This window comes from Vibrio hepatarius, assembly GCF_011806575.1.
In the GTDB taxonomy this organism is placed as follows: domain Bacteria; phylum Pseudomonadota; class Gammaproteobacteria; order Enterobacterales; family Vibrionaceae; genus Vibrio; species Vibrio hepatarius_A.
The window spans coordinates 112,615-135,847 of sequence record NZ_JAATOO010000001.1 but is presented as its reverse complement, the minus strand read 5'-3'; the positions used below and the strand labels follow the sequence as shown (position 1 = coordinate 135,847).

At 45.2% G+C, this 23,233-nt stretch carries 20 protein-coding genes; 8 read left to right on the top strand and 12 right to left on the bottom strand.

Going from position 1 to position 23,233, the window contains the following annotated elements; translation table 11 throughout:
• The first annotated feature begins 132 nt into the window (after positions 1 to 132).
• Positions 133 to 1,446, top strand: a complete 1,314-nt coding sequence (locus HCZ42_RS00630; protein ID WP_175579343.1) for a GGDEF domain-containing protein — start codon at positions 133 to 135, stop codon at positions 1,444 to 1,446.
• Here HCZ42_RS00630 and HCZ42_RS00625 read toward each other — a convergent pair.
• The 3 genes from HCZ42_RS00625 to HCZ42_RS00615 are packed head-to-tail and all read right to left on the bottom strand — an operon-like array spanning position 1,427 to position 4,293.
• A complete protein-coding gene (locus tag HCZ42_RS00625) occupies positions 1,427 to 2,254 on the bottom strand; it encodes an ElyC/SanA/YdcF family protein (RefSeq protein WP_167418862.1) in 828 nt (275 codons plus the stop codon). The two genes, HCZ42_RS00630 and HCZ42_RS00625, sit on opposite strands and share 20 nt — an antisense overlap.
• A complete protein-coding gene (locus HCZ42_RS00620; protein WP_167418861.1) occupies positions 2,227 to 2,550 on the bottom strand; it encodes a DUF3392 domain-containing protein in 324 nt (107 codons plus the stop codon). Before HCZ42_RS00620 ends, HCZ42_RS00625 begins: the two co-directional genes overlap by 28 nt.
• Positions 2,551 to 2,604: 54 nt before the next feature.
• Positions 2,605 to 4,293: an NAD-dependent malic enzyme gene (locus tag HCZ42_RS00615; protein WP_167418860.1), complete on the bottom strand. Its 1,689-nt coding sequence runs from the start codon at positions 4,291 to 4,293 to the stop codon at positions 2,605 to 2,607.
• A gap of 155 nt (positions 4,294 to 4,448) precedes the next feature.
• On the opposite strand from HCZ42_RS00615, the gene HCZ42_RS00610 reads away from it, so the two are divergent.
• From HCZ42_RS00610 to HCZ42_RS00600, 3 genes are all read left to right on the top strand, one after another.
• Positions 4,449 to 6,794 (top strand): helicase-related protein, encoded by a 2,346-nt coding sequence (locus HCZ42_RS00610; RefSeq protein WP_167418859.1) that lies wholly within the window; start codon positions 4,449 to 4,451, stop codon positions 6,792 to 6,794.
• 202 nt (positions 6,795 to 6,996) lie between these two features.
• The gene (locus HCZ42_RS00605; RefSeq protein ID WP_167418858.1) at positions 6,997 to 7,374 is read left to right on the top strand and encodes a transporter; all 378 of its coding nucleotides are present in this window, start codon (positions 6,997 to 6,999) and stop codon (positions 7,372 to 7,374) included.
• A gap of 165 nt (positions 7,375 to 7,539) precedes the next feature.
• Entirely contained in the window at positions 7,540 to 8,175 is a 636-nt protein-coding gene (locus HCZ42_RS00600) for a porin family protein (RefSeq protein WP_167418857.1), read from the top strand.
• Positions 8,176 to 8,269: 94 nt separating this feature from the next.
• Here the strand turns inward: HCZ42_RS00600 and HCZ42_RS00595 are convergent, their stop codons facing one another.
• Positions 8,270 to 9,460 (bottom strand): amino acid aminotransferase, encoded by a 1,191-nt coding sequence (locus HCZ42_RS00595; protein ID WP_167418856.1) that lies wholly within the window; start codon positions 9,458 to 9,460, stop codon positions 8,270 to 8,272.
• A 220-nt stretch (positions 9,461 to 9,680) separates the two neighbouring features.
• A complete protein-coding gene (locus tag HCZ42_RS00590; RefSeq protein ID WP_167418855.1) occupies positions 9,681 to 11,174 on the bottom strand; it encodes an HD-GYP domain-containing protein in 1,494 nt (497 codons plus the stop codon).
• A gap of 372 nt (positions 11,175 to 11,546) precedes the next feature.
• Between HCZ42_RS00590 and HCZ42_RS00585 the strand changes: the two genes are divergently transcribed.
• Both HCZ42_RS00585 and HCZ42_RS00580 read left to right on the top strand, forming a co-directional pair.
• Positions 11,547 to 12,959, top strand: coding sequence for a PLP-dependent aminotransferase family protein (locus HCZ42_RS00585; RefSeq protein WP_167418854.1), 1,413 nt, complete (start codon positions 11,547 to 11,549; stop codon positions 12,957 to 12,959).
• Positions 12,960 to 13,026: 67 nt separating this feature from the next.
• Positions 13,027 to 13,236 (top strand): hypothetical protein, encoded by a 210-nt coding sequence (locus HCZ42_RS00580; protein ID WP_167418853.1) that lies wholly within the window; start codon positions 13,027 to 13,029, stop codon positions 13,234 to 13,236.
• Positions 13,237 to 13,288: 52 nt separating this feature from the next.
• On the opposite strand, the gene HCZ42_RS00575 is transcribed toward HCZ42_RS00580, so the two are convergent.
• From HCZ42_RS00575 to HCZ42_RS00560, 4 genes are all read right to left on the bottom strand, one after another.
• On the bottom strand, positions 13,289 to 13,483 hold the full coding sequence (locus HCZ42_RS00575) for a hypothetical protein (protein ID WP_167418852.1): 195 nt from the start codon (positions 13,481 to 13,483) through the stop codon (positions 13,289 to 13,291).
• A gap of 107 nt (positions 13,484 to 13,590) precedes the next feature.
• The gene (locus HCZ42_RS00570; RefSeq protein WP_167418851.1) at positions 13,591 to 13,833 is read right to left on the bottom strand and encodes a hypothetical protein; all 243 of its coding nucleotides are present in this window, start codon (positions 13,831 to 13,833) and stop codon (positions 13,591 to 13,593) included.
• A 119-nt stretch (positions 13,834 to 13,952) separates the two neighbouring features.
• Positions 13,953 to 15,353, bottom strand: coding sequence for an asparagine--tRNA ligase (asnS, locus tag HCZ42_RS00565; protein ID WP_167418850.1), 1,401 nt, complete (start codon positions 15,351 to 15,353; stop codon positions 13,953 to 13,955).
• 182 nt (positions 15,354 to 15,535) lie between these two features.
• Positions 15,536 to 17,149, bottom strand: coding sequence for a methyl-accepting chemotaxis protein (locus HCZ42_RS00560; protein WP_167418849.1), 1,614 nt, complete (start codon positions 17,147 to 17,149; stop codon positions 15,536 to 15,538).
• A gap of 291 nt (positions 17,150 to 17,440) precedes the next feature.
• Between HCZ42_RS00560 and queD the strand changes: the two genes are divergently transcribed.
• Together queD and HCZ42_RS00550 are read left to right on the top strand one after the other, a co-directional pair.
• Entirely contained in the window at positions 17,441 to 17,803 is a 363-nt protein-coding gene (gene queD, locus HCZ42_RS00555; protein ID WP_167418848.1) for a 6-carboxytetrahydropterin synthase QueD, read from the top strand.
• A 481-nt stretch (positions 17,804 to 18,284) separates the two neighbouring features.
• On the top strand, positions 18,285 to 19,445 hold the full coding sequence (locus HCZ42_RS00550; RefSeq protein ID WP_167418847.1) for an amino acid permease: 1,161 nt from the start codon (positions 18,285 to 18,287) through the stop codon (positions 19,443 to 19,445).
• Between the two features lie 51 nt (positions 19,446 to 19,496).
• Here the strand turns inward: HCZ42_RS00550 and HCZ42_RS00545 are convergent, their stop codons facing one another.
• The 3 genes from HCZ42_RS00545 to HCZ42_RS00535 all read right to left on the bottom strand — a co-directional run bounded on the left by HCZ42_RS00545 (position 19,497) and on the right by HCZ42_RS00535 (position 23,093).
• Positions 19,497 to 20,858, bottom strand: a complete 1,362-nt coding sequence (locus HCZ42_RS00545) for an L-serine ammonia-lyase (protein ID WP_167418846.1) — start codon at positions 20,856 to 20,858, stop codon at positions 19,497 to 19,499.
• Positions 20,859 to 20,940: 82 nt separating this feature from the next.
• On the bottom strand, positions 20,941 to 22,194 hold the full coding sequence (locus HCZ42_RS00540; protein ID WP_167418845.1) for an aromatic amino acid transport family protein: 1,254 nt from the start codon (positions 22,192 to 22,194) through the stop codon (positions 20,941 to 20,943).
• Between the two features lie 290 nt (positions 22,195 to 22,484).
• Positions 22,485 to 23,093: a CoA pyrophosphatase gene (locus HCZ42_RS00535; RefSeq protein ID WP_167418844.1), complete on the bottom strand. Its 609-nt coding sequence runs from the start codon at positions 23,091 to 23,093 to the stop codon at positions 22,485 to 22,487.
• Between the last annotated feature and the right edge of the window lie 140 nt (positions 23,094 to 23,233).

The following is a 23,233-nucleotide window of genomic DNA, read 5'->3' as shown; positions in this document are numbered from 1 at the left end:
TGAACCTTATCCAGCTCGAGTTTTTGCATGTAACTTATCAATAAGGTTAGGTGTATTTGGAAGTAAGGTTATAAAATTAATAGTCTACCATTCTGTTACTAGTTATGTTTTGGGCATAGGTAAAGATAAAGATTGAAAGCAGCGAACAAAGTTATATTAGGTCTGATTGTTATCACGCTTGTGGTTATCCAGTTGTACTGGAATTTCGGCAGTACGCGTGTATATGAAATTTCTCCCGACCACTTCAGCTATATTGCTACCGATGATAGAGAGCAAGGCGGGATATCGACATCCGACTTAGCGTTGGACGACCGTTTGGCGACACTCAATTGTAATCTAAGCAAATCCGATAACTACGATTGGCCGTATTGTGGCATCACTATTCTGCTTGGCGATACTGACTCTCAAGGGATCGACTTTTCACAGTTTCACACAATTCGCCTCAACGTAGACTTTGAACAGCTAGACAGTGACGAAACACCGTCTCTACGCTTTTATCTGCGAAACTTCAATCCTGCTTACTCAACGTCCGGTGTTGAGTACAGTCTCAAATACAATGGTTTGTCTTACACGCCAGGCACGGGTAATGGTGATTTGGATATTCCAATCAACAACTTACAGGTGTTGACCTGGTGGCTAGCGGATAACTACATTCCGCTGGAGCACTCTGCGCCAGAATACACCAATGTAAGCCGCATCGATCTTGCGAGTGGGTCGGGGCATTACTCGGGCCAGTATCGAATGACGGTGAGAAAAGTGGAATTGATTGGGCACTATGTCTCTGGTGAGCATTTAATGCTGGCGTTACTTATGGTCTGGATCGCGACCGCATTGGCAATCAGCATTCTAGAGATTCGCAATGCAAGACGTTTGGTCCGATACTCGCAGCAGCGGCAAGAACATTTACGTGAACTCAACCGTGAACTAAAACAGCAAAATGTTAACTTTGCGGAAATTGCCAACCGGGATGCGCTCACAGGAGCAATGAATCGGCATTCAATTCGTGATTGGTTGGAGCAAAATTACAACAGTCGCTTAGAAGAGCCGAGAACACTGTCGATTCTTTATCTGGACATAGACCATTTCAAATCGATCAATGACAGCTATGGTCATTTACTTGGAGACGACGTACTGAAAGAGTTCACTATGGTGGTGCTGAGCTGCTTGAGTGTGGAAGACCGTTTAGTTCGTTGGGGTGGTGAGGAGTTTGTTATCTTTTGCCCAAACCGAGATTTGAATCAAGCGAGCAGTCTTGCTGAGATTATCCGCGTTAACGTTGAAAAGCACCAGTGGGTGCATGGCGGGGGAGTCACCACCAGTATTGGTGTGACGTCATTAGCGGATAATGAACGCACGAGTGAAATGCTCGCACGTGCAGACGAAGCGTTATACGCGGCGAAACATCAAGGTCGCAACCGAGTTGTCGTTAATCAGCCACTGGTGTAGCGGCTGACATTGCAGGTTGGGGGGCGTCAGTGACAAGGTCAGTGAGTTGCGCTTGGTTAAACGCCTCTTCTTCGGCAATCTGCTCTGGTGTTGGCTCTGTGGTAATGATTGGCTCTTTAGGACCTAAAAACTTAGGGCGTGCATTGGTGATATATAAATCCAATACTGCTTTCGCTCTAGCAAATACTTCACGTACACGTACTTTGATACCTGAATGGCTAGTTGGTCCCGGAACCGCAATACACTTAGCGTTAATGTCGTGGAAATTGGCGATAAATAACGCGCGTTCGCAATGGAATTTCTGCGAGATAATCAAAAAATCATCGGTATCAAAAATTTCTTTGGCACGGACTACCGAATCAAGGGTTCTAAAGCCCGCATAATCTAAGAAAATCTTCTCATCTGGTATGCCAGCTTTAAGTAAATCGCGTTTCATCGTCCAAGGCTCGTTGTATGAACGATGGGCGTTGTCACCGCTTAATAAAAAGTTGGCGACTTTACCTTCTTGGTAGAGAGAAATGGCGGCATCGATACGTTGGGTATAATATTCGTTGAGCACTTTCCCTAAGTATTTACTGGTCCCCAGCACGACCGCAACATCGACGTTTTCTACTTCAGCTTGCGACATGTACACTTGGTCACTGGCTTGATATGAGACCCATCGGTCAATCATAAGCAGTGCGATAGCCACAGCAATCACAGTCAGTGCTAGGTACTTGAAGACCTTCACGAACAGTGTTGAATTACGGCGATTGGGTTTATGTAGATTTGGATACTTCACTAAATTTGTCGGTTCCGCTGCGCCCATGTTCCTATAAGGATAAAACTAACAATAACAATTGAAAACATCATGCCAGTGTCGATGTTCCTTAATGTCCGAGTTAGGTAAGGTGTTGCTTTTACGATGATTAATCCGTAACCAAATGCGTTAACCAAGACAAAGGCTACCGTTCGAACAACGAAATTCTGATTTCTAAGAACACGCCTTAAGAAACCGTTTATTTCTCCACCACCCATCACGAGCAAACACGCGATCAGTGCCGTTGAAATTTCTGGCAGGTAAGGGACAAGGTATCGCCCGGCAGGGGCTAGATATTCAAACATGATCATCCTGAAAGTAATTCAGCCCCAATTACGGGGCTGAGATTAGAGTCTGAATTAGAACGCTGTGCGTTTATAGCGGCGGTAAACCGGCTGCCAGAAACTGTTGTCGATCGCTTCTTCTAGTGCTTCGTCGGTGATTTCCAACGCAACGCCTTGTTCGATCGCTTTCTTCGCTACAGCAAAAGCAATTTTCTTCGATACCGAATGGATAGCTTCTAGTGGTGGAAGTAGCGCGCCCTGACCGTTGATCGCTAGCGGTGAACACGTTGCTAGCGCACGGCTTGATTCCATCAACATTTCGTCCGTTACGCGTTTCGCTTGAACTGCCAACACGCCAAGACCAATACCCGGGAAGATATAGCTGTTGTTACACTGCGCGATTGGGTAAGTTTTACCATCGTGTACTACAGGGTCAAACGGGCTGCCTGTTGCCACCAATGCTTCACCATTTGTCCAACGGATGATGTCGTTTGGTGTCGCTTCGACACGGCTCGTTGGGTTCGATAGTGGGAAGACAATCGGACGAGGGCAGTGTTTGTGCATCTCGGTGATCACTTCTTCGCTAAACAGACCCGGCGCACCAGAGACACCAATCAGTACCGTTGGTTTTGCGTTACGCATAACATCTAGTAGCGAGTAGCCGTTACCTTCTGCTTTCCACTTCGCTGTGTTAGCGTGTTTTTGCACTAAACGCTGCTGAAAATCGAGTAGGTTAGGCATGCCTTCTTGGAGCAGACCCCAACGGTCAACCATGTAAACCTGAGAGCGAGCTTTCTGATCAGAAATACCTTCTGATACCATTTGCGCGATGATTGCTTCCGCGATACCACAACCTGCAGACCCCGCGCCCAAGAAAGTAATACGTTGCTCAGACAGTTTGCTGCCTGCTGCTTTACATGCAGCAAGTAGAGAGCCAACGGTAACCGCTGCTGTGCCTTGAATATCATCATTGAAGCAGCACACGCGGTTTTTGTAGCGCTCTAGTAGCGGCATTGCGTTCTTCTGTGCGAAGTCTTCAAACTGAATTAGCGCTTCTGGCCAACGGCGCTGAACCGCTTGCATAAACTCTTCAACAAACGCGTCGTACTCTGCGCCAGTGATTCGAGGATGACGCCAACCCATGTACATTGGATCTGCCAGGCGTTGCGGGTTGTTGGTACCCACATCGAGAACGATAGGCAATGTGTAAGCTGGGCTGATACCACCACACGCGGTGTATAGCGCTAGCTTACCGATAGGAATACCCATACCACCGATACCTTGGTCACCCAAGCCAAGAATACGCTCACCATCCGTTACAACGATAACTTTTACGTTATGGTTTGATGCGTTATTTAGGATGTCGTCAATACGGTCGCGGTTCGCGTATGACACAAAAAGGCCACGGCCACGACGATAAATGTTTGAGAAGTTCTCACACGCAGCACCTACCGTTGGTGTGTAGATGATTGGCATCATCTCTGAAATGTGGTTTTGAACTAGGCGGTAGAATAGCGTTTCGTTAGTATCTTGGATGTTACGCAGGTAGATGTGCTTATCCATATCGCTTTCGAAGTTGCAATATTGTAGGTATGCACGTTCAACCTGTTCTTGAATCGTTTCAGTATTTTCTGGTAGCAAACCCTCTAGGTTAAAGGAGCTACGTTCTTCTGCAGTAAATGCACTGCCTTTGTTAAGTAACGGTGTACTTAAAAGTGCGGGTCCCGCATAAGGAATATATAAAGGGCGTTTATCGTTATTCATCACATGCCTTCGGTAGGGTAAATGGTCATTAGACCTTTGGAACTAGGAACCTGAAAATGATAGGGATTCGCTGTCGCGTTGTAAACTGATATTCCTGCAATCTCGACACGTTTCCATATATACTTTCGCGCTAAACCGACAACATTACGCAAACGATGACTAGCTTACCGATTGATCCTCTCAAAAAGCGCTTTCTGGACCACCTTTCTCACTCTGATTTAATTGTTGAAGCTGACACAGGTTCGGGTAAGTCAACCCGTTTACCTGTCTGGGCTGCAGAGCAGGGTAGAGTACTGGTCGTCGAGCCAAGACGCATTGCCTGTACCTCTTTAGCGCAGTTTCTCGCTCAGCAAAAAGACGAGCAGGTGGGTAAGAGTATTGGCTATTCGATTAAGCTGGAAAATCGCTGCGATGAAAATACCCAGATTGTATTTGCGACGCCCGGTGTCGCGCTGAGGTGGTTGTCTGAAACAGGATTGGCAGATTTTACCACCATCATCGTCGATGAATTCCATGAAAGACGTTGGGATACCGATCTACTGGTTGCGCTATTAAAGCAGCGACAATCGCATCGTATTGTTCTCACGTCAGCAACGATCGAAGGTGAAAAACTGGCGAAGTACGTAGGCGCTGAACGTTTGTACGCAGAAGGTCGAAACTTTGATGTTGCGGTTGCGCACCGAGCGACTGACTCTCGCCAACTGCCAGATTCCCGTAACCTTGAACAACGCATCAAGCAAGAAGTGACTGCGTTGTTGGATATGGAAGGGGACATCTTGGTTTTCCTCCCAGGAAGAAAAGAGATAGCTCAATGCCAATCTATGTTGTCTGCACTTGATGATGTGGTTGTTGCACCGTTACACGCGTCGGTTTCTGACGCTCAGCGCGATGTTGCGCTCAACGTTCAGACAAGCAAGAAGGTTGTATTGGCGACGAATGTTGCCGAAACATCGCTCACCATTCCTAATATCAGCGCTGTGATTGATTCAGGGCTAGAGCGTCGTACAGAACAGCGGAATGGTAAAACCACACTGAGTCTGAAACATATATCCAAAGCGAGTGCCAAACAAAGGGCTGGTCGTGCAGGACGCGTGATGGATGGCATCTGCGTTAGGTTATTCGGTGAGCATGCCGCGCTCTCAGAAGTCACGCCGCCAGAGATGCATCGGGAAGCGTTAACCGAAGCCATGCTTGCCGCTGCGAGTTGTGGTGTCTCTCTAGAAAATCTCAGTTTTGTTGATCCTCTGCCTGAAAAGTCATTACAACAGGCTAAATCAATCTTGTTGGGTATGGATGCCATCACTGCGGAAGGCTTAGCTACTGAGCATGGGCGTCGAATCTACCCGCTACCGATTGATGCATTGTACGCAGATTTGGTCACGCGTATGCCAAGCAAGGCGCTTCAAGAAGCAATGGTCGATTTAACAGCGGTGCTCGCGACCCCCGCTGCTTTGTATCGTTACTCGAGCAACGAAGAGCAGCTCGAATTATTGGCACAAGAAGAACCGTTTGGCTGTGACGCTCAAGTGGCGATTCGTCTTTTACGCGGTGAACAATTCGCTGGAGTGAACGTTGATAAAGATGTGTTGCTAGAAGCTCAGCGTTTGTCTGCCCAGATGAGAGAAGCGTTCGAACTGCCTCAACTCGAGGTGGCGTCGCGCTATAACCGACAGCAATTGATTGAGAACATCGCACGGCTTCATCCGGAGCTGGTGTTTGTACGTCGAGAAAGACGTCAAGAGGCTCTTGCGAATGGTGAGATGGAAGTTGTGTTTGGTCGCAACAGTCGCGTCAAGCCGAGTAACCAAGTCGCTCTGGTTTTAGACACGCATAGTCTTCCCGGCCGAGGAGTAAAACAGACCCTCAATTTAGCGACCTTTGTAATGCCGACAGATCTTGCACTGATTGAAGCTCTGGAGTTGGGACAGTGGCAACAAGGTGACGTGGTGACGGTTGATGATCTACCGTACTTAGAAATGCAGCTTATATACGCTGGGCGAGTGGTCGTGACTACGCGTGAAGCGGCGCTAGGTGAGTTGGCGCTCAAACCGATATTGGAAGCGGTGAAAGCGAATCAATACCTACCGGGTTTTGCAAAACTGCGCCATCAACAAATCGAACACTGGAAATTGTACGTTGCACTCGGATTGGCAGAGAGTGAACCTCAAGATCTGGATGTCAGTTTTGATAGCTGGTTTAGCGAACAATTGACCATGTTAGAGCTGAGCGAGCCAAGTGAATTAGAGCTGTTTTCTGACTCAGACTTTGAATTTCCGGGTATCCCATATTGGGAATATGAAGATTTCGCTGAAAGCTACCCATTTGAGCTAAGCCTTGGAGAACTCAACTTAGACGTTGAATACATTGCGGCGAAGAAATTGGTTTACGTTGTCTATCGAGATGGGTTGCGGAAAACCGATCCGAAACGATGGGAACTACCCAAATGGACAGGTTGGCGAGTGCAGTACAAGAAAGCGAGTCGAATCGTTGACGTTAAATGATGAAATTATTCATTCGATAAAATATTAAGCAACTGGTTTTCTATTGGATCTTATTGTTCATACTTTGTTACTAGATTGGTTTTTATATAGCTTTTTAAAACGGGAAAGGGGCATAAAAGACGATTGTTTTATATCCTATTGCTATATGTAAGAGGTTGTCGGATATTTAGAACACTGTGTTGCCGAAATTACGGGGGCTGATATGGAGCATCAAGGCAAGACAAGTGTGGTATTTGACTATACCTCTTTTCTCGGAGCGTCATGCACTAAGAAATGGACATTCTTAGAGGCCATGAGTACCTTTGCGCCAATCTTTAGTTTGGCTTGGAAAAATACGATAAAAGAAACGATATCGGTTGAAGATCGACTATGGGATCAGGCATTGAAATCTTTGTCTGCAAACAGAAGTGACGAATCGAATATTGTTACACTGGTTGAGTTAGCAAAAAGTGAAGGTTTGGCAGAACTAAAGCTGGTGATGCCTTACGAACTTGATAGCGAACAAATACAAAGAGTAAGTATAAAAACTCATGCGGACGTCCAACGATCGCAACAAGATGAACTTATCATTACTTTGTAAATGGAGGCCTCGTAAGAGGCCTTTTCTTTTCCCACCTTCAATTCTTGATATTTTTATCGACTTGCGATGAAGTCGAAAGCTAAGTTGTTAAATTTCAACTATATTAAGTTAATTATATCTAAAGCAATTCTTATGCTGTCAATCAATACTTCACGCGAGGTCTAAATGGATTTGAAACCCTCTTGGTTACTTACCCCTGTGGTATTGGCGTTTTCTAGCGTCACATTGGCGTTAGATACTGATGCAAGCCAAAAGCTTGATTACGGGTATTTTTATGGGCAGGTTGCTGGTGGCTCTCTGGATGAAAATATTGGTGAGAACAGTAATGTCACAGCGCTCGCCGTTGGAGGTAATTATCACCTCTTGTCTGATTTGATATTGACTGGTGAATACGAAGCGCGCTTTATTCATCCCAAACAAACGACGACACGTATTTACACGTTATTGCCGGGTGTCGCCTACCGCTATAGTATTCTTGATAACTTAGATGTTGTCGCAGGCGGGATTGCGGGGCTGTTGTGGACAAGCCAAACCGATAACGATACCGACAAGACGATTGAAAAGGACAGTTATTTTATGTGGGGTGGCAATATTACTGTTCGTTATGCATTTAATGAGTATTTAGAGGCATCAGGTGTCGCTGAGGTTCGACGCAGCGATGTGTTAGACGAAGAAGTGTATACCGCTCGCGTCGATTACTTTACCTCACCGCGTATTGCGTTTGGTGGTTATTACACCCATAGAGATAAGGATGTTGCCACCAGTAACGAAGGCGGCGTGTCAGTACGATTTTTCTATTGAGTGAGTAAAGCCAGTCTATGCATCGATACCGACTCTCCAACCAGTCAAACAAAAAGAGCCAGCAAATGCTGGCTCTTTCTTTACGGTAAACTGATTACATTACGGCAGCAATACCTTGGCATAGCGGAAGCATGTTTGAACGAGTCATACCTGCAACGCTAATACGGCCAGAACCTACGATGTAGATACCGAATTCTTCTTTCAGGCGGTTAACTTGTTCTTTAGTTAGACCAGAGAAAGAGAACATACCGTTTTGACGTTCGATAAAGCTGAAGTCTGCGTCAACACCTTGCTCTTTTAGTGTTGCTACAAATAGTTCACGCATCTGTTGGATACGGTCACGCATTTCTTTAACTTCAAGTTCCCATTCTGCGCGCAGTTCTGGGTTGTTCAGGATGTGTGTAACAACCGCACTACCGTGTGCTGGTGGGTTAGAGTAAATTGAACGAATGATAGCTTTTACTTGAGAGAATGCAGTCGTTGCAACGTCTTCTGACTCAGCCACTAATGTAAATGCACCAACACGTTCGTTGTACAGACCGAAGTTCTTAGAGAAAGAGCTAGCAACGAGGATCTCTTTGTTGTATTTCGCGAATACACGTAGACCTGCTGCGTCTTCTTCTACGCCTTTAGCAAAACCTTGGTATGCAAAGTCGAATAGAGGCAGTAGTTTCTTCTCTGCGATAAGTTTCGCTAGTGTTTCCCATTCTTCCAGAGTTGGGTCGATACCCGTTGGGTTGTGGCAGCAGCCGTGTAGAAGAACCACGTCACCTTCTGATGCTTTCTCTAGATCAGACAGCATCGCAGCGAAATCTTTGTCTTTTGATTCCGCGTCATAGTAGCTGTATTGTGCGGTTTCGATACCTGCAGCGGTGAATACACCGTTGTGGTTTGCCCAAGTAGGGTTGCTGATCCAGATCTTCACATCGCCAAGTTGGCGCTTGATGAACTCACCAGCTACGCGAAGTGCGCCAGTACCACCAGGTGCTTGTGCCGTTTTTGCCAGTTTATTAGCAACAATTTCAGAATCTGCACCAAACAGTAGCTTTTGCACAGCCAGACCGTACTCTGCCGTACCTTCAATAGTTAGGTAAGACTTTGTTTTCTCAGTTTCTACCAAAGCAGCTTCTGCTTTTTTAACGGTAGCAAGAACAGGGGTCTCACCTTGCTCGTTCTTGTAAATACCAACACCAAGGTTGATTTTGTCAGTACGAGCGTCTTTTTTAAACTCTTCAGTAAGGCCAAGGATAGGATCTGCCGGAGCAGCTACTACTTTTTCAAACATATTGATCATCCATGTTAGTCGACGGGGACATAGTTAGTAACTCCGTTATTTATACCTTTCTAAAGTGAACGAAACAACACTCAAAGCAAAGAATGTTTTAAAAATAATCGCAAATTATAACGGATTGTCTTCTAACATAGATTTCCATATAAAAAGTCCCTGAAATTAGATCGAGTTGAGGGAGTTTGTTTTGAATGTCGTCGCGATTTTGTAGTGTCGCTTATGCGAGAACAACACCATCCTCCAATGCGTTTTCTTTCGCTTCCATACTGCGATATTTATCAGCAATGGCTACGAACTCATCTTCTATAGCTATAAAGGCCTCTACGACTTGTGGGTCGAAGTGATTGCCATCGCCTTGCAAAATAATGGCTTTGGCTTTCTCGTGACTGAATGCTTTCTTGTATACGCGCTCTGAGATAAGTGCGTCATAAACATCAGCTAACGCCATTAATCGTCCTGAAAGTGGAATTTCTGCGCCTTTTAACTGATTTGGATAGCCGGAACCATCCCATTTTTCATGATGGGTGAGTGAAATTTCTTTAGCCAGTTTCAGGAATGAGTTGCTACCAAGTTGTTTTTCCGCCATTGATAACGCTTTTGCGCCAAGTTCGGGGTGTTTTTTCATCACTTCAAACTCTTCATCAGTTAATTTGCCTGGCTTAAGTAAAATATTGTCTGGGATTGCTACCTTGCCTACATCGTGTAAAGGCGCTGATTTGTAGAGCAGTTCGATATAGCTTTCGGTCAACAAGTCTTGGTGCTGTTCAAAGCGCGATAGGTAGCATGCTAGTGCACGTACATATTCTTGAGTACGCAGAATATGAGCGCCTGTTTCGTTGTCACGAGACTCAGCCAAAGCAGACAGGCTGACAATCGCCACATCTCGCGTGGTCTTGACTTCATTTTGTGACGACTCGAGGCTGTCGAGCATTTGGTTGGTCAATGACGCCATAGAGCCGAGCTCGTTATGCTCGAAGATAGGCAGACGTGTTGAGATGTTACCTTGTGTCACTTCCATCAAAGAACACTCGTGAGAGAGCAGCACACGACGCATTAGTTTGATCCAAAGTGTCATTATGGCAACAACATACGCCCCAAGCACAATAGCAATAAAGATAAATTCCTTAATCACGCTGATTATGCCAGTACCATCAAGTACGCGTTGCGGGTTGTGCTCAAGCCAGAAAATATCTTTGACCGCGACCATGGTTAAAGTTGCAGTTAAGGCGACGAATAACACACTGACTAAGAAAACGAGTTGTTTGATAAGTGATTGGCGTTGGCCACTAAGTTCAAACTGAGCACGTTGCTGCTGGTCAAAATTGTCAAAGCAGTCAGTCTTTGCCTTGAGTTGCAAAATCAATCCGGTAAAGAAGCCGAAAAGTGTCATGCCAAATAGGACTTTGAGATTGCTGTCGAGGGTAAAGTCATAGTGAAGGTTATAAAACGACGCGAGCAGTACGCTAGCAGAAAACATGAGTAGAGAGTCTAGACGTGCCTGCCGTTGTTGCTTGACGAGGTAGTGGTCACGTAACAGGAAGTGCCTGACCAGAAAGGTTATGCCGAACGTCGAAGCAATATGACTAAACAATTGAGTGAAAGAAAGGGTATCTAACATTGGGCATACGCGGCCTGCATAGATACCAAATACAACGCCCGCTAACGCATAAAGATTGAAAGTTAATGAGGCATTGTAATGTGAATGTGTCATGTTTTGACCTATATCCTTATACGGTATTACTAAAGTATGATTTGGTAACAAAGGAAGAGAATATCAAATCATTCATGTGTTGAATGCAAGACCCTTGATAATATAGGTTTATTGCACGCGTCTGTAAATTTTTGCGACTTTAGCGCTAATTTTATGATGAGCAAAACAGCTGGTTCTCGTCTGAGCAAGCAATGATGGTTTGATGTGAAGTGATTATAATCGATGGTGACACTCAATGATTGGACATCTAGCTTCGCATTTTGAGTGTAAACACCTCTAAATGCTGGTTAAAAACAATTATTATCAAACCTTTTTGGTGGGCACCGAGTTTAACTACTTGTGATATGGTGACGCAGTTAACCAGAGGACGTTATGAGCCGTTATCGACAATTAGCCCAGACAATCAAAGCGCAAATCCAGCAACAGGTGTGGCGCTCAGGGGAAAAAGTGTTGTCTATTCGCGCAGCGAGTAAGAGCTACTCGGTCAGCGCGGCCACTGTTTTACAAGCGTATCAACCGCTGGAAAGTGAAGGGTGGTTAACCGCGAAACCGCAGTCAGGTTACTTTGTTACCTCAACATTAGTCGCCCCGAGAGATAACGCCTCTGCTACGCCAAAACCGATACCATACGATGATGCGTTGTATGAGTACCTCAAGACCTGCAACCAATCAGATGTGGCATTGGGCGCGGCGTTCCCTTCGTCTGATCTGTTTTCCATGTCACTGCTAAATCGTCATTTAGCGAGTGCAGGAAGAAAGTTGCCCGCAGATAGTGTTTTGCACAACTTGCCACCAGGTAACGAATCTTTGCGTCGTAGTATCGCTCAGCGCTATATAGCCAATGGTATCTCTGTTTCTCATCACGATATCGTTATTACCTCGGGTGCGATGGAAGCGTTGAACCTAAGCCTCCAAGTTGTAACGAAAGCAGGGGACAACGTGGTCGTTGAAGCGCCAACGTTTTATGGCGCAATAGAAGCGACTAAGCGTAGAGGCCTGAAGTTGATTGAAGTTGGCGTGAATCCAGAGTCAGGTGTTGATTTGGTTGAACTAGAGCGGGCAATTAAGCAACAGGACGTTCAAGCTTGCTGGCTAATGCCTAATTATCACAACCCGACAGGTTCGTTATTGGATGACGAAAGTAAGCAAGCCGTGATGGCATTAGCGAACCAATACGATGTGATGGTGATAGAAGATGATGTCTATGCTGAGCTCTATTTCGGTGAGCAAAAACCTAAACCACTAAAATACTGGGATACGCAAGACAGAGTGTTGCTGTGCGGTTCGTTCTCAAAATCATTGTGTCCAGGTTATCGTATCGGCTGGGTTGTTAATCGCACGTTGAGCGAACGGTTACAGAAACAGCAACTGCTATCAACCTTATCCAGCAGCTCACCAATCCAAAGCGGAATCGCACATTATCTGCAATATGAAAGCTTGGATAACCACCTGCGCAAACTGCGCAAAGATCTTAAACAAAGACAAACCAAGTTAGTGGCATTTCTTCAACAAGTGCTACCGGAAGAAGCGACACTGCACGTGCCTGATGGTGGTTACTTTATTTGGTTGGTATTACCCAAAGCTATTCAAACGCATAAGATTTATCAGCAACTTTTGCTCAGTGACGTTTCTGTCGCCTACGGTGATTTGTTCAGCACTTCATCGCAGTTTGGACACTGTTTAAGACTAAACGTGTCGTATGAACTGACGCCGGAAGTTGAGCAAGCTTTGAAACAGCTAGCAAAACTTATTGAAAATGAACTGTTTGGTGATTTTTCGGTGTAACTGTATTGCATTGAAAGTAGGGAAGTGGCGTTTAATGGCGACAGATTGTCTATTGCAGAGGTTGTTTATGGAAAAGCAGAGTTCGAAACACGAATGTCGCTTGATTGCTGTCGCGATTGTCAGTGCGTTGCTGGTGGTGATTGGTCACCTTATCCTGTCAAAATCTTTTTCCAACATGCCGTTATTGGAATATACCGCCGCAGCGATTCCGTTTCTGATGTTTGCCCTGTGTCTCTACGGGATCCGTTACGCATCTAAGGTGGACTTAGGCGAATGAATGAAAGGGTTTAGAGGTCAATGATGGACTCTCTAAACCCAAATAGCAGATGTTATGGCGACGTTTTATCTTTAAGATGAATACCACACGGGTCGGCTTCATCTGGGTAGAGCCCCAATTGATCCTCGGCATTTTGTAGCCAGTCTGGATGCCAATAATAGGGTTGCGTACCGCTTGGGTGATCCCATTCTATCGGTCTTTCGTGTCTGCCACAGTATGATAAGTCGTCAAGTCTAAACACTCTCATACCTACCTCCTCGCTAGAAAACTCACCTTAGCTCAGAATAAGTATGGTTGAATTATTGATAGTTTGCGTATTACTAATATGCAAAGCCAATTTGCAGAAATAGGCGCTTAGCTGTCTTTGTCCTGATCGTTCATTTGGTCGATGATGGCTTGCTTAGCATGCTCTTCGTTGGCGGTTTCTCCCACTTTGAGGTCGAGATCTTTACGTCCATGAAGCCCGGTAATATCTTCGGCAATGTGTAACCAGTCCGGATGCCAATAATAAGGTTGCTGACCTTGAGGATGAATCCAACTGTGCACACCATTTTGAACGCCGTTATAGGAAAGATCTTCAATTTTAAATACTTTCATCTTGTTACCTCATACTCAAATTACACTCATTAAAACTAGCCGACGTTTGAGTGAGCTTCCAATATATATGGGCATAAAAAAACCTCCACAAGTGGAGGTTTTTATTTACAAACTTTGGATTAGAAGTTTGCAGAGCGTGGAGTGCGTGGGAATGGGATTACGTCACGTACGTTGCCCATACCTGTTACGTAAGAAACCAAACGCTCGAATCCAAGACCGAAGCCAGCGTGAGGTACTGTGCCGTAACGACGTAGGTCGCGGTACCAGCCCATGTGCTCAGGGTCGATACCCATCTCACGCATACGATCGTCTAGCACGTCCAGACGCTCTTCACGCTGAGAACCACCAATAATTTCACCGATGCCAGGTGCAAGTACGTCCATTGCCGCTACTGTCTTACCGTCTTCGTTCAGACGCATGTAGAATGCTTTGATGTCTTTCGGGTAGTTCTTCACGATTACTGGCGCTTTGAAGTGCTCTTCCGCTAGGTAACGCTCGTGCTCAGAAGACATATCGATACCCCATTCAACAGGGAATTCGAATTCACGACCAGAATCCAATAGGATTTGGATTGCGTCAGTGTAGTCAACTTGTGCGAAGTCAGAAGAAACGAACTGCTCTAGACGAGTAATTGCTTCTTTGTCGATGCGCTGTGCGAAGAACTCTAGGTCATCACGACGCTCTTCAAGCACGGCATTGAACACGTATTTCAGCATGTCTTCTGCTAGTTTCGCTACGTCGTCTAGTTCCGCGAATGCGACTTCAGGCTCAACCATCCAGAATTCCGCTAGGTGGCGGCTGGTGTTTGAGTTTTCTGCACGGAAAGTAGGACCGAACGTGTACACTTTGCTTAGCGCACAAGCGTATGTTTCTGCGTTTAGCTGACCAGATACGGTTAGGAACGTTTCTTTACCGAAGAAGTCTTCGTTGTAATCCACGTTACCTGCGTCTGTACGAGGTAGGTTTTCCATGTCTAGCGTAGAAACACGGAACATTTCGCCCGCACCTTCAGCGTCAGACGCCGTGATTAGTGGAGCCGATACCCAAAAGTAACCTTGCTCGTGGTAGAAACGGTGGATTGCTTGAGAAAGACAGTTGCGAACACGTGCTACCGCGCCGATCACGTTTGTACGTGGGCGAAGGTGCGCTACTTCACGTAGGTACTCGATAGAGTGACGAGTTTTTGCCATCGGGTAAGTGTCTGCATCTTCAACCCAACCGACTACTTTTACGTCAGTCGCTGCTAGCTCAAAATCTTGGCCAGAAGCTGGAGATTCAACAACTTTACCAGTCACTTCAACTGAACAACCTGTTGTCAGTTTTAGCACTTCGTCATTGTAATTATTTAAATTATTTGGGACCACGGCCTGAATCGGGTCGAAACAAGAGCCGTCATAGATGGCAAGGAAAGAAATTCCAGCTTTGGAATCACGACGTGTACGGATCCAGCCACGAACAGTCACTTCACTGTCTACTGCTAGCTTACCGCTTAGTACGTCTTTTACAGGCGCGTAAGTCATGTTTTAAATATTCTCCATTGAGTAAAAATACAACCCAATGTTTTTGTACTACTCACTGTTTGAATAATGAGCAAACATTGGGTTGGGTAGAATTCTACATATTCAATGGAACATATTACCTTTCAATTATTATGCTTCAACCTTTATTGTCGTTTCCGCAGGCAAAAAATGTCCAAATCGGCTTAATTCTTACGCGAAAGTGAAAACTGATTGATAAGTGACTCCAAATGTTCAGAAAGTTGCTCAAGATTCATACTGATTTCACGCGTTTGAGCCGCCGACTTAGAGGTGTCGTTTGCATGCTCAGTGATGATCTCAACTTTACGTTGCACGTCTTGGCTAATTTCCGTTGTGTTACTGGTTTGACGTTGGATGCTTTCCGCATGGTGCAAGGCTTGCTGCATCTCAGAAACAACGTCGGACATAGCAACAGACAGGGCTTCCACTTCATTTGAGCGTTGGTGCGCAGTGCTGCAAACGTTATCAACCGAAACCAAAGACGTTTCACTGTCGCGTTGGAATTGAGCGATGATGGTTTCGATACTGCCAGTGGCTTCTGAGGTACGGCTTGCAAGTTGACGAACTTCATCCGCAACCACCGCAAAACCGCGTCCTTGTTCACCCGCTCGAGCTGCTTCAATAGCCGCATTCAGCGCCAGTAAATTGGTTTGGTCAGCAATACCTTTAATCACTTCAAGGATGCTTGAGACTTCCGAAGTTTGCTCATTGAGCTCTGCGATATTGGTTTTCACCAACTCGATATCGGAGACAAGGTGCTTGATGTCTGAGCTGGCGCTGTGAGCTTGGCTAGCGCTCTGTTCTGCCACACTGGTGGTGTGTTTAATCAGACTAGACGCGTCCTCAGTCGCTTGTTCAACTTGCAGCTGTTGCGACTGCATTTGTTCAATATTGCTTTGTACGTCGGAGGTTTCATTTTGTTGGTTGTGCGCTGCTTGGTCCGTCACCATCGCAACGTTGGTCAGTTGAGCGGCAGAGCCAGTTAAGTTGTGCGACGTATCCTGAACTTTTTCCAGACTGCTGCTAACCGTGTCCATAAACGAGTTAATCGCTACCGCGAGCTGACCGATTTCATCTTTGTTTTCATGTTCAAGACGACGAGTAAGGTCTTTACTCTCGCTGACACCTTGCATGTAGTGAGCGGTTTTTTGAATCGGGCGAACGATAAATTTGCGGATCAAGAACAGAGTCAGCAAGAAGCCAACACAGCCTAACGTTGCCATAATAGTGATAGCAATAAAGGTGCGCTGGCTGATCATGCTGGTTAGATGAGATAGGTTGTACTCAAGACGAATCGCACCAAGCACTTCACCTTCCGGTACCATATGGCAAGATACACAGTTAGTACCGCGGTAGTTTTCGCTCGATTTCATCGGTAAGGCGACAACAATGCCGTTACCCCAATCGGCTTGAATTGGTTCGATCACTAACTCGCCAGCTAACGCACGTTGATCGATGTCGTCACTGGGTTTTTGGTTGTCCTGACCAGGGCCATAAAGTTTACTGACGGCATCAGCGCGTAGCACTTTTACTTGTTCAATACCATCTTGAGCTAACGCTTTTTGACGCAAGGTTTCTTTTTGCGCCATAGTGCCGGTTAGCATCATCATATTAAGACTGTCGAAATAGTTACTCGCTTTATCGTGGAGTTGTTCACTCAGAACCGAATTCATTAGTTCTTTCTGCTGCCAATATTGGTATGCAGTCGAGGAGGCGAGAACGAGAGAAAATACGGTAACTAGTGTGACTAGTAGTTTCGCAGTGATCGTTGAGCTCATTTGTAAATGCTTAATTATTAGAATTGGAATAGACGTCCGTATAATGACGAAATTGTTATATAACTCAACCAACTGAACGGCGTATTGTGACCATGTTTTAAGTGTGGATTATGTAAATGTGATGTGGGACTCGTGTAATCAAATCTTTGACGCGTCGTCATTTTTTCGGCGTGCTACAAAGGTCTAATACGGGACAGATAACAATGAAATCAATTTATCGTGACGAGGAACTTGTCACTAGATCACAATTTCCTTAGTATTGCGTGTCTTTTGCAATGCCCGAGAATCGTTATGAGAACCGAACTTTACAAGGAATTCATGTTTGAAGCGGCACACCGATTGCCACATGTTCCTGAAGGTCATAAATGTGGTCGCCTACATGGTCACTCTTTCTTAGTTCGCCTTTATGTTGAAGGTGAAGTGGATCCACATACAGGCTGGGTTATTGATTTTTCAGAAATCAAAAGCGCGTTTAAGCCGATTTATGACCGCTTAGATCATTACTACCTTAATGATATTGAAGGTCTGGAAAACCCAACCAGTGAAGTGCTTGCAAAATGGATTTGGCAACAGCTCAAACCGAGCTTACCGCTGCTGAGCAAAGTAGAAATCAAAGAAACGTGTACTGCAGGTTGTGTTTACAAAGGCGAGTAACTCGATTCCGTCTTTAAAATGCAAAAAAAGCGAAGCCCTTAGCTTCGCTTTTTTAATAACATAAATAACCATAACTTCGCTTAGAACATGGTTAATAAATCTACATAAGTGGAATTTTGTCCAATTTTTCCGTTGCAATCGAGCTTTCAATAGATAATATGAAATGACCTCTTGCTTTGAGAGGTAGATCGCACAAGGGGTGCGATGTGTTATTTATGGATTGATTAGCTGTAATGGATATTTTCATGATTTTCAAAATCACCACCCCAATTATTGAGCCGACTGAAGGGTCGCCACACCAAGCTTCAACCACTCTTTCTCATCTTATTGGCTCACATAGCCCATTTGCGTTTTATCTCTCTGCTTTCCCTCGCTTCTTTTCTATTAAAGCCCGCTGTTCGTATTCCTTTTGATTGTTAGCCATCGCGCTAGGCACACGCGCATCTAAATCTTTTATCAATCGAAAATAGAATACGACACTATGAACACGAAACTTTTAGGGAGTTCCCTAATTATCTCTGGCACAGCGCTCGGTGCTGGCATGCTCGCGATCCCGATGGTACTGGCTCAGTTTGGCCTATGGTACGGGACGTTGTTAATGATTTTTATTTGTTTCGGCACGACTTACGCAGCATTGCTGCTGCTCGAAGCAACGGTAAAAGCGGGGGGTGGGTTAGGGCTGAATTCCATCGCACGCAAAACGCTGGGTAAAGGCGGACAACTGATTTCCAACGGCCTGCTGTATGCGTTACTTATCTGCCTATTGATGGCCTACATTCTTGGTGCAGCAGATCTGTTTGGTCAAATGGCGTCAAAGCTAGGTATTGAAATCACGAATACCCAAAGCCAAATCGGATTCACGTTGATTTCTGGTTTGGTGATTGCTGCAGGTACTGGGATTATTGATAAACTTAATCGAGCGCTATTTTTTGTAATGATCGCGAGTTTGTCAGCCACCTTAATATTTTTGATGCCAAACTTCAGTGCCAACAATCTTGCGCGTGTGATTAACAATGATCACCTTGAGTTAATCAAAACCAGCGCGGTGTTATTCACCAGTTTTGGCTTCATGGTGGTCATTCCATCTCTGGTGGCTTATAACCATGAAGCGACAGATAGGCAGCTGAGAAACATGGTGATCGTCGGCTCGCTGATCCCACTGGTATGTTACTTGTGTTGGTTGTTTGCGGTGGTTGGTAACTTAAACCCAACACAATTGGGCGAGTTGAAAGGTGTCGGCGATCTTATCGCGGCGTTTGAGCACCACTCTAGCTGGATTGGTTCATTGCTGGCGGTGTTTACGGGTTTAGCGTTGTTGACTTCGTTTTTCGGCGTTGCGATGTCTCTATACAACCAGAATCGCGACATGTTCAATAAGAATCGCGTTGTTACATACATTCTGACCTTTATCTTGCCTCTGGTTGGTTCTCTGTTTGCGGCCGATAAGTTCCTAGCGGTATTGGGGTACGCTGGCATTATATTGGTGCTATTAGCGGTGTTTGTCCCTCTAGCGATGGTTTACAAGCTAAGACAGTCACAAAGTTCCGAGAGCGCAGAGCGTTACACCGCAGAAGGAGGCATGCCTATGTTGGTATTCTCATTACTGTTTGGTGTGTTTTTACTTGCCTCGCAACTCGTTTAGTTAAAAAAAAGCCCGAGCATTTGCTCGGGCTTTTTGATTTTATCAGTAGGATTAGCAGATAACTTTAACTGCCAAGCCTCCTTGAGAAGTTTCGCGGTATTTTGCGTTCATGTCTTTACCTGTCTCTAGCATGGTTTCAATAACCTTATCCAGAGAAACAGTTGGAGCCGATGAACGACGTAGCGCCATACGAGTAGAGTTGATCGCTTTTACTGCCGCAATACCATTACGTTCGATACATGGAACCTGTACCTGACCGGCAACAGGGTCACACGTCAGACCTAGGTTGTGTTCCATTGCAATTTCAGCCGCCATACAGACTTGCTCTGGACTACCGCCCATAAGCTCTGCAAGGCCTGCTGCAGCCATAGAACATGCCACACCAACTTCACCCTGACAGCCTACTTCAGCACCAGAGATAGACGCGTTACGCTTGTAAAGACCACCAATTGCACCAGACGCTGCGAAATAACGGATGTAGTCTTTTTCAGTCACTGTCTGAATGAACTTGTCGTAGTATGCAAGTACCGCTGGGATGATGCCACATGCACCGTTTGTTGGTGCTGTAACCACGCGGCCACCTGCTGCGTTTTCTTCGTTTACTGCAAACGCAAACATGTTCACCCAATCAACAACAGACATTGGATCATTTGATGTTTTCTCTGAAGTTAACAGTTGCTGGCGAAGTGCTGCTGCACGACGAGGTACGCGTAGAGGTCCAGGAAGGATGCCTTCTTCGTTCATGCCGCGTTCCATACACTCGCGCATCGTTTTCCAGATGTTCGCGAAGTAAGTACGAGTTTCTTCGTCTGAGTGCTGTGCGTGCTCGTTTTTCATCACTAGCGCACTGATAGACAGACCACTTTGCTTACACTGGTCAACAAGTTGCTCGGCAGTAGTGAATGGGTAAGGTACTTGGATTGGGTTCGCTTTTTCTTTACCGAAGTTTTCTTCGTCAACGATGAAACCGCCACCAATCGAGTAATAAGTCTTTGAGAATACAACTTCGTCATCAATCCACGCGTGGATTTGCATGCCGTTTTCGTGCAGCTCAAGGTTAGTCGTATGGAAGTTCATACCACCGTCTTTAGGGAACGATACTGTATGACAGTGCATGCCAACAGGAAGGCGCTCAGTTTCTTCTACGCGAGCGATAAAGCCCGGAATAGAGTCGATATCTACTTTTTCAGGAGTGTTGCCAGCAAGACCCATGATGATTGCGATATCCGTGTGGTGACCTTTCCCTGTCAGTGATAGCGATCCATAAACGTCAACGGTGATTTTAGTGATGTCGCGCAATTTTCCCATTGAGCGTAATTCATCAATAAATTCTTTACCCGCTTTCATCGGACCAACAGTGTGTGAGCTTGAAGGGCCAACGCCGATTTTATAGATGTCGAAAACACTAATCATATCGATTACCTCAAAACTAAGCCTCCCAGGGGGTAGGGAGGCTCATTTATAGTCGTTATATTTTGGTTTTAATCACTAGTGATTAAAGAGCGCCGTAGATTACAGAACTAATTGCTGCAAGACCACATATTGTTGTGAAAATCTGTACAGGTGCAGAAGTTTTGTACTTCGCCATCGCAGGGACTTTCTGCATCGCGAAAACTGGCATTAGGAATAGAATTGCCGCAATCATTGGTGCGCCCATTGTTTCAATCATGCCAAGGATGCTTGGGTTAACAATAGCCACAATCCAAGTAGTGATAACGATGAATATTAGAGAGCTTTTTTCAATCTTGCTTACTGGTGATTTTGAGCGAGATTTGATCAGACCAACTAGACCTTCGTGCGCACCTAGGAAGTGACCAAAGTAGCTAGAAGTGATCGCAGCAAATGCCACTAGAGGACCCATGTAAGAGATAAGTGGAGACTCGTGAACGTTCGCTAGGTAAGAAAGTACTGAGATGTTTTGCTCTTTAGCCATCGCTAGTTGCTCTGGAGACAGAGATAGAACAACTGAGAAAACGAAGAACATAACGAAGCCCATTAGCATCATCGCTGCACCCGCAGTGATTGAGTCAGTTTTCTGTACTGCATTGTCACCGTGTAGGCGGCGTTGCTCTTTAGAGAACTGAGAAATGATTGGGCTGTGGTTGAAAGAGAACACGATGATTGGAATCGCTAGCCATACAACAGTCGGCATTGCTGACCAGTCTGGTGCTACTTCAATCATTGATGTGTTCCATTCTGGAATTAGGTAGAAAGACAGTGCTAAAAGAACCAGTACCAATGGGTAAACCATTGCAGAAGTCGCTTTAAGCATCAGTTCTTTACCAAACACGACACCCGCCGTCATTGCTGCGATCAGTGCACCAGAAAGTAACCAACGTGGAATAGATTCCATACCTACTTGGTTGACTAGGAAAGAATCAACGGTGTTTGTGATACCAACGCCGTAGATTAGAACGATAGGGTAGATAGCGAAAAAGTAAGCGAAAGTAATAAGGTTTGCGCCTGTCTTACCGAAGTGTTCTTCAACAGTGTCAGTAATATCTGCTTCAGGATTTTTTGCAGAAAGAACGAAACGCGCCAGAGATTTGTGAGCAAACCAAGTCATAGGTGCTGCGATTAGCGCTAGGATAACTAATGGCCAGAAACCGCCCGCACCAGCTTTGATAGGAAGGAAAAGTACACCAGCACCTACAGCGGTGCCGAAAAGAGACAGACACCAGGTGAAGTCTTGGTAAGTAAACTTACTAGACGATTGTGCGGTAGAAACCGCGGAAGTAGTAGTATTCATTTTGTGATACTCATTTTTGGGAACAGGAAATAAGTCGGGCGCAATTCTGCATAAAAATCTTAGACAACAAATAGATCTAAATCACGAATTGATATGACTTATTACATGATATTTCAAAAACCGGTTTTTTGTCACGAAAATGGTGTGCTACTGCTGAGTTATATTAATCCTACGGATTAGTTTTTCTAATTTTGCTTGAAAATATTTAGACGTGTCTCACGCGTAACCGTTTGCGTTATTGATGGTTAATATAAGTAATGTGAGCGAATATTGAATGATGATAAATAATATTAATGCCGATGCATAATGTGATGTTGCATTGCTTGAATGATTTGCGCGGTCATTCCCCAGATAAAATGGTGCTTGTAAGAGAGTCCAAACACGCGATGGTTATAGTCGTTGAACACGAACTTTTGACTATGTAGTCGAGATCTGTCCAAAACTATTCGCGCAGGAATTTCAAAGATTTCATCGACTTCATTAGGATCCACTCGAGACTCGTAGTGCTCATCCACAAAGGCAAGAAAAGGAGTGACGCTAAATCGACTGATGGTGACTAGCTCGGGCATTTTACCGAAGATATTGATCTGTTCTTTATCGACACCGATCTCTTCAAACGTTTCACGTAGTGCGGTGTTGGCGAGTGTCATATCGGTCGGTTCAAACTTCCCACCAGGAAAACTAATTTGCCCGGGATGGTGTTTTAGATGTTTAGCGCGTCGCGTAAAGATAACGTTCAGTCCGTCTCCTCGCTCAACAAAGCCGATTAAGACAGATGCCTTACGCAGAGAAGTCGTTTCCAAATGCGCAACGCGCTTTAACGCATCCTGATGATAATTCACCGTTTGATGCAGTTGAAAATTCTGGATAAGTTTCTCTTTACTGAAAGCTGGTGACACGCAAACTCCCTAACTGATTGGTACAACGTAAGATTTGTTATTTATTTGTAACTTACTTATATCAATAAGGATAGCGTAAATTTGCGGGTTTCTCTGGTTTGGGTGAAAAGGTCAGAAGAGGGCATGAAACTGAGCTTGCT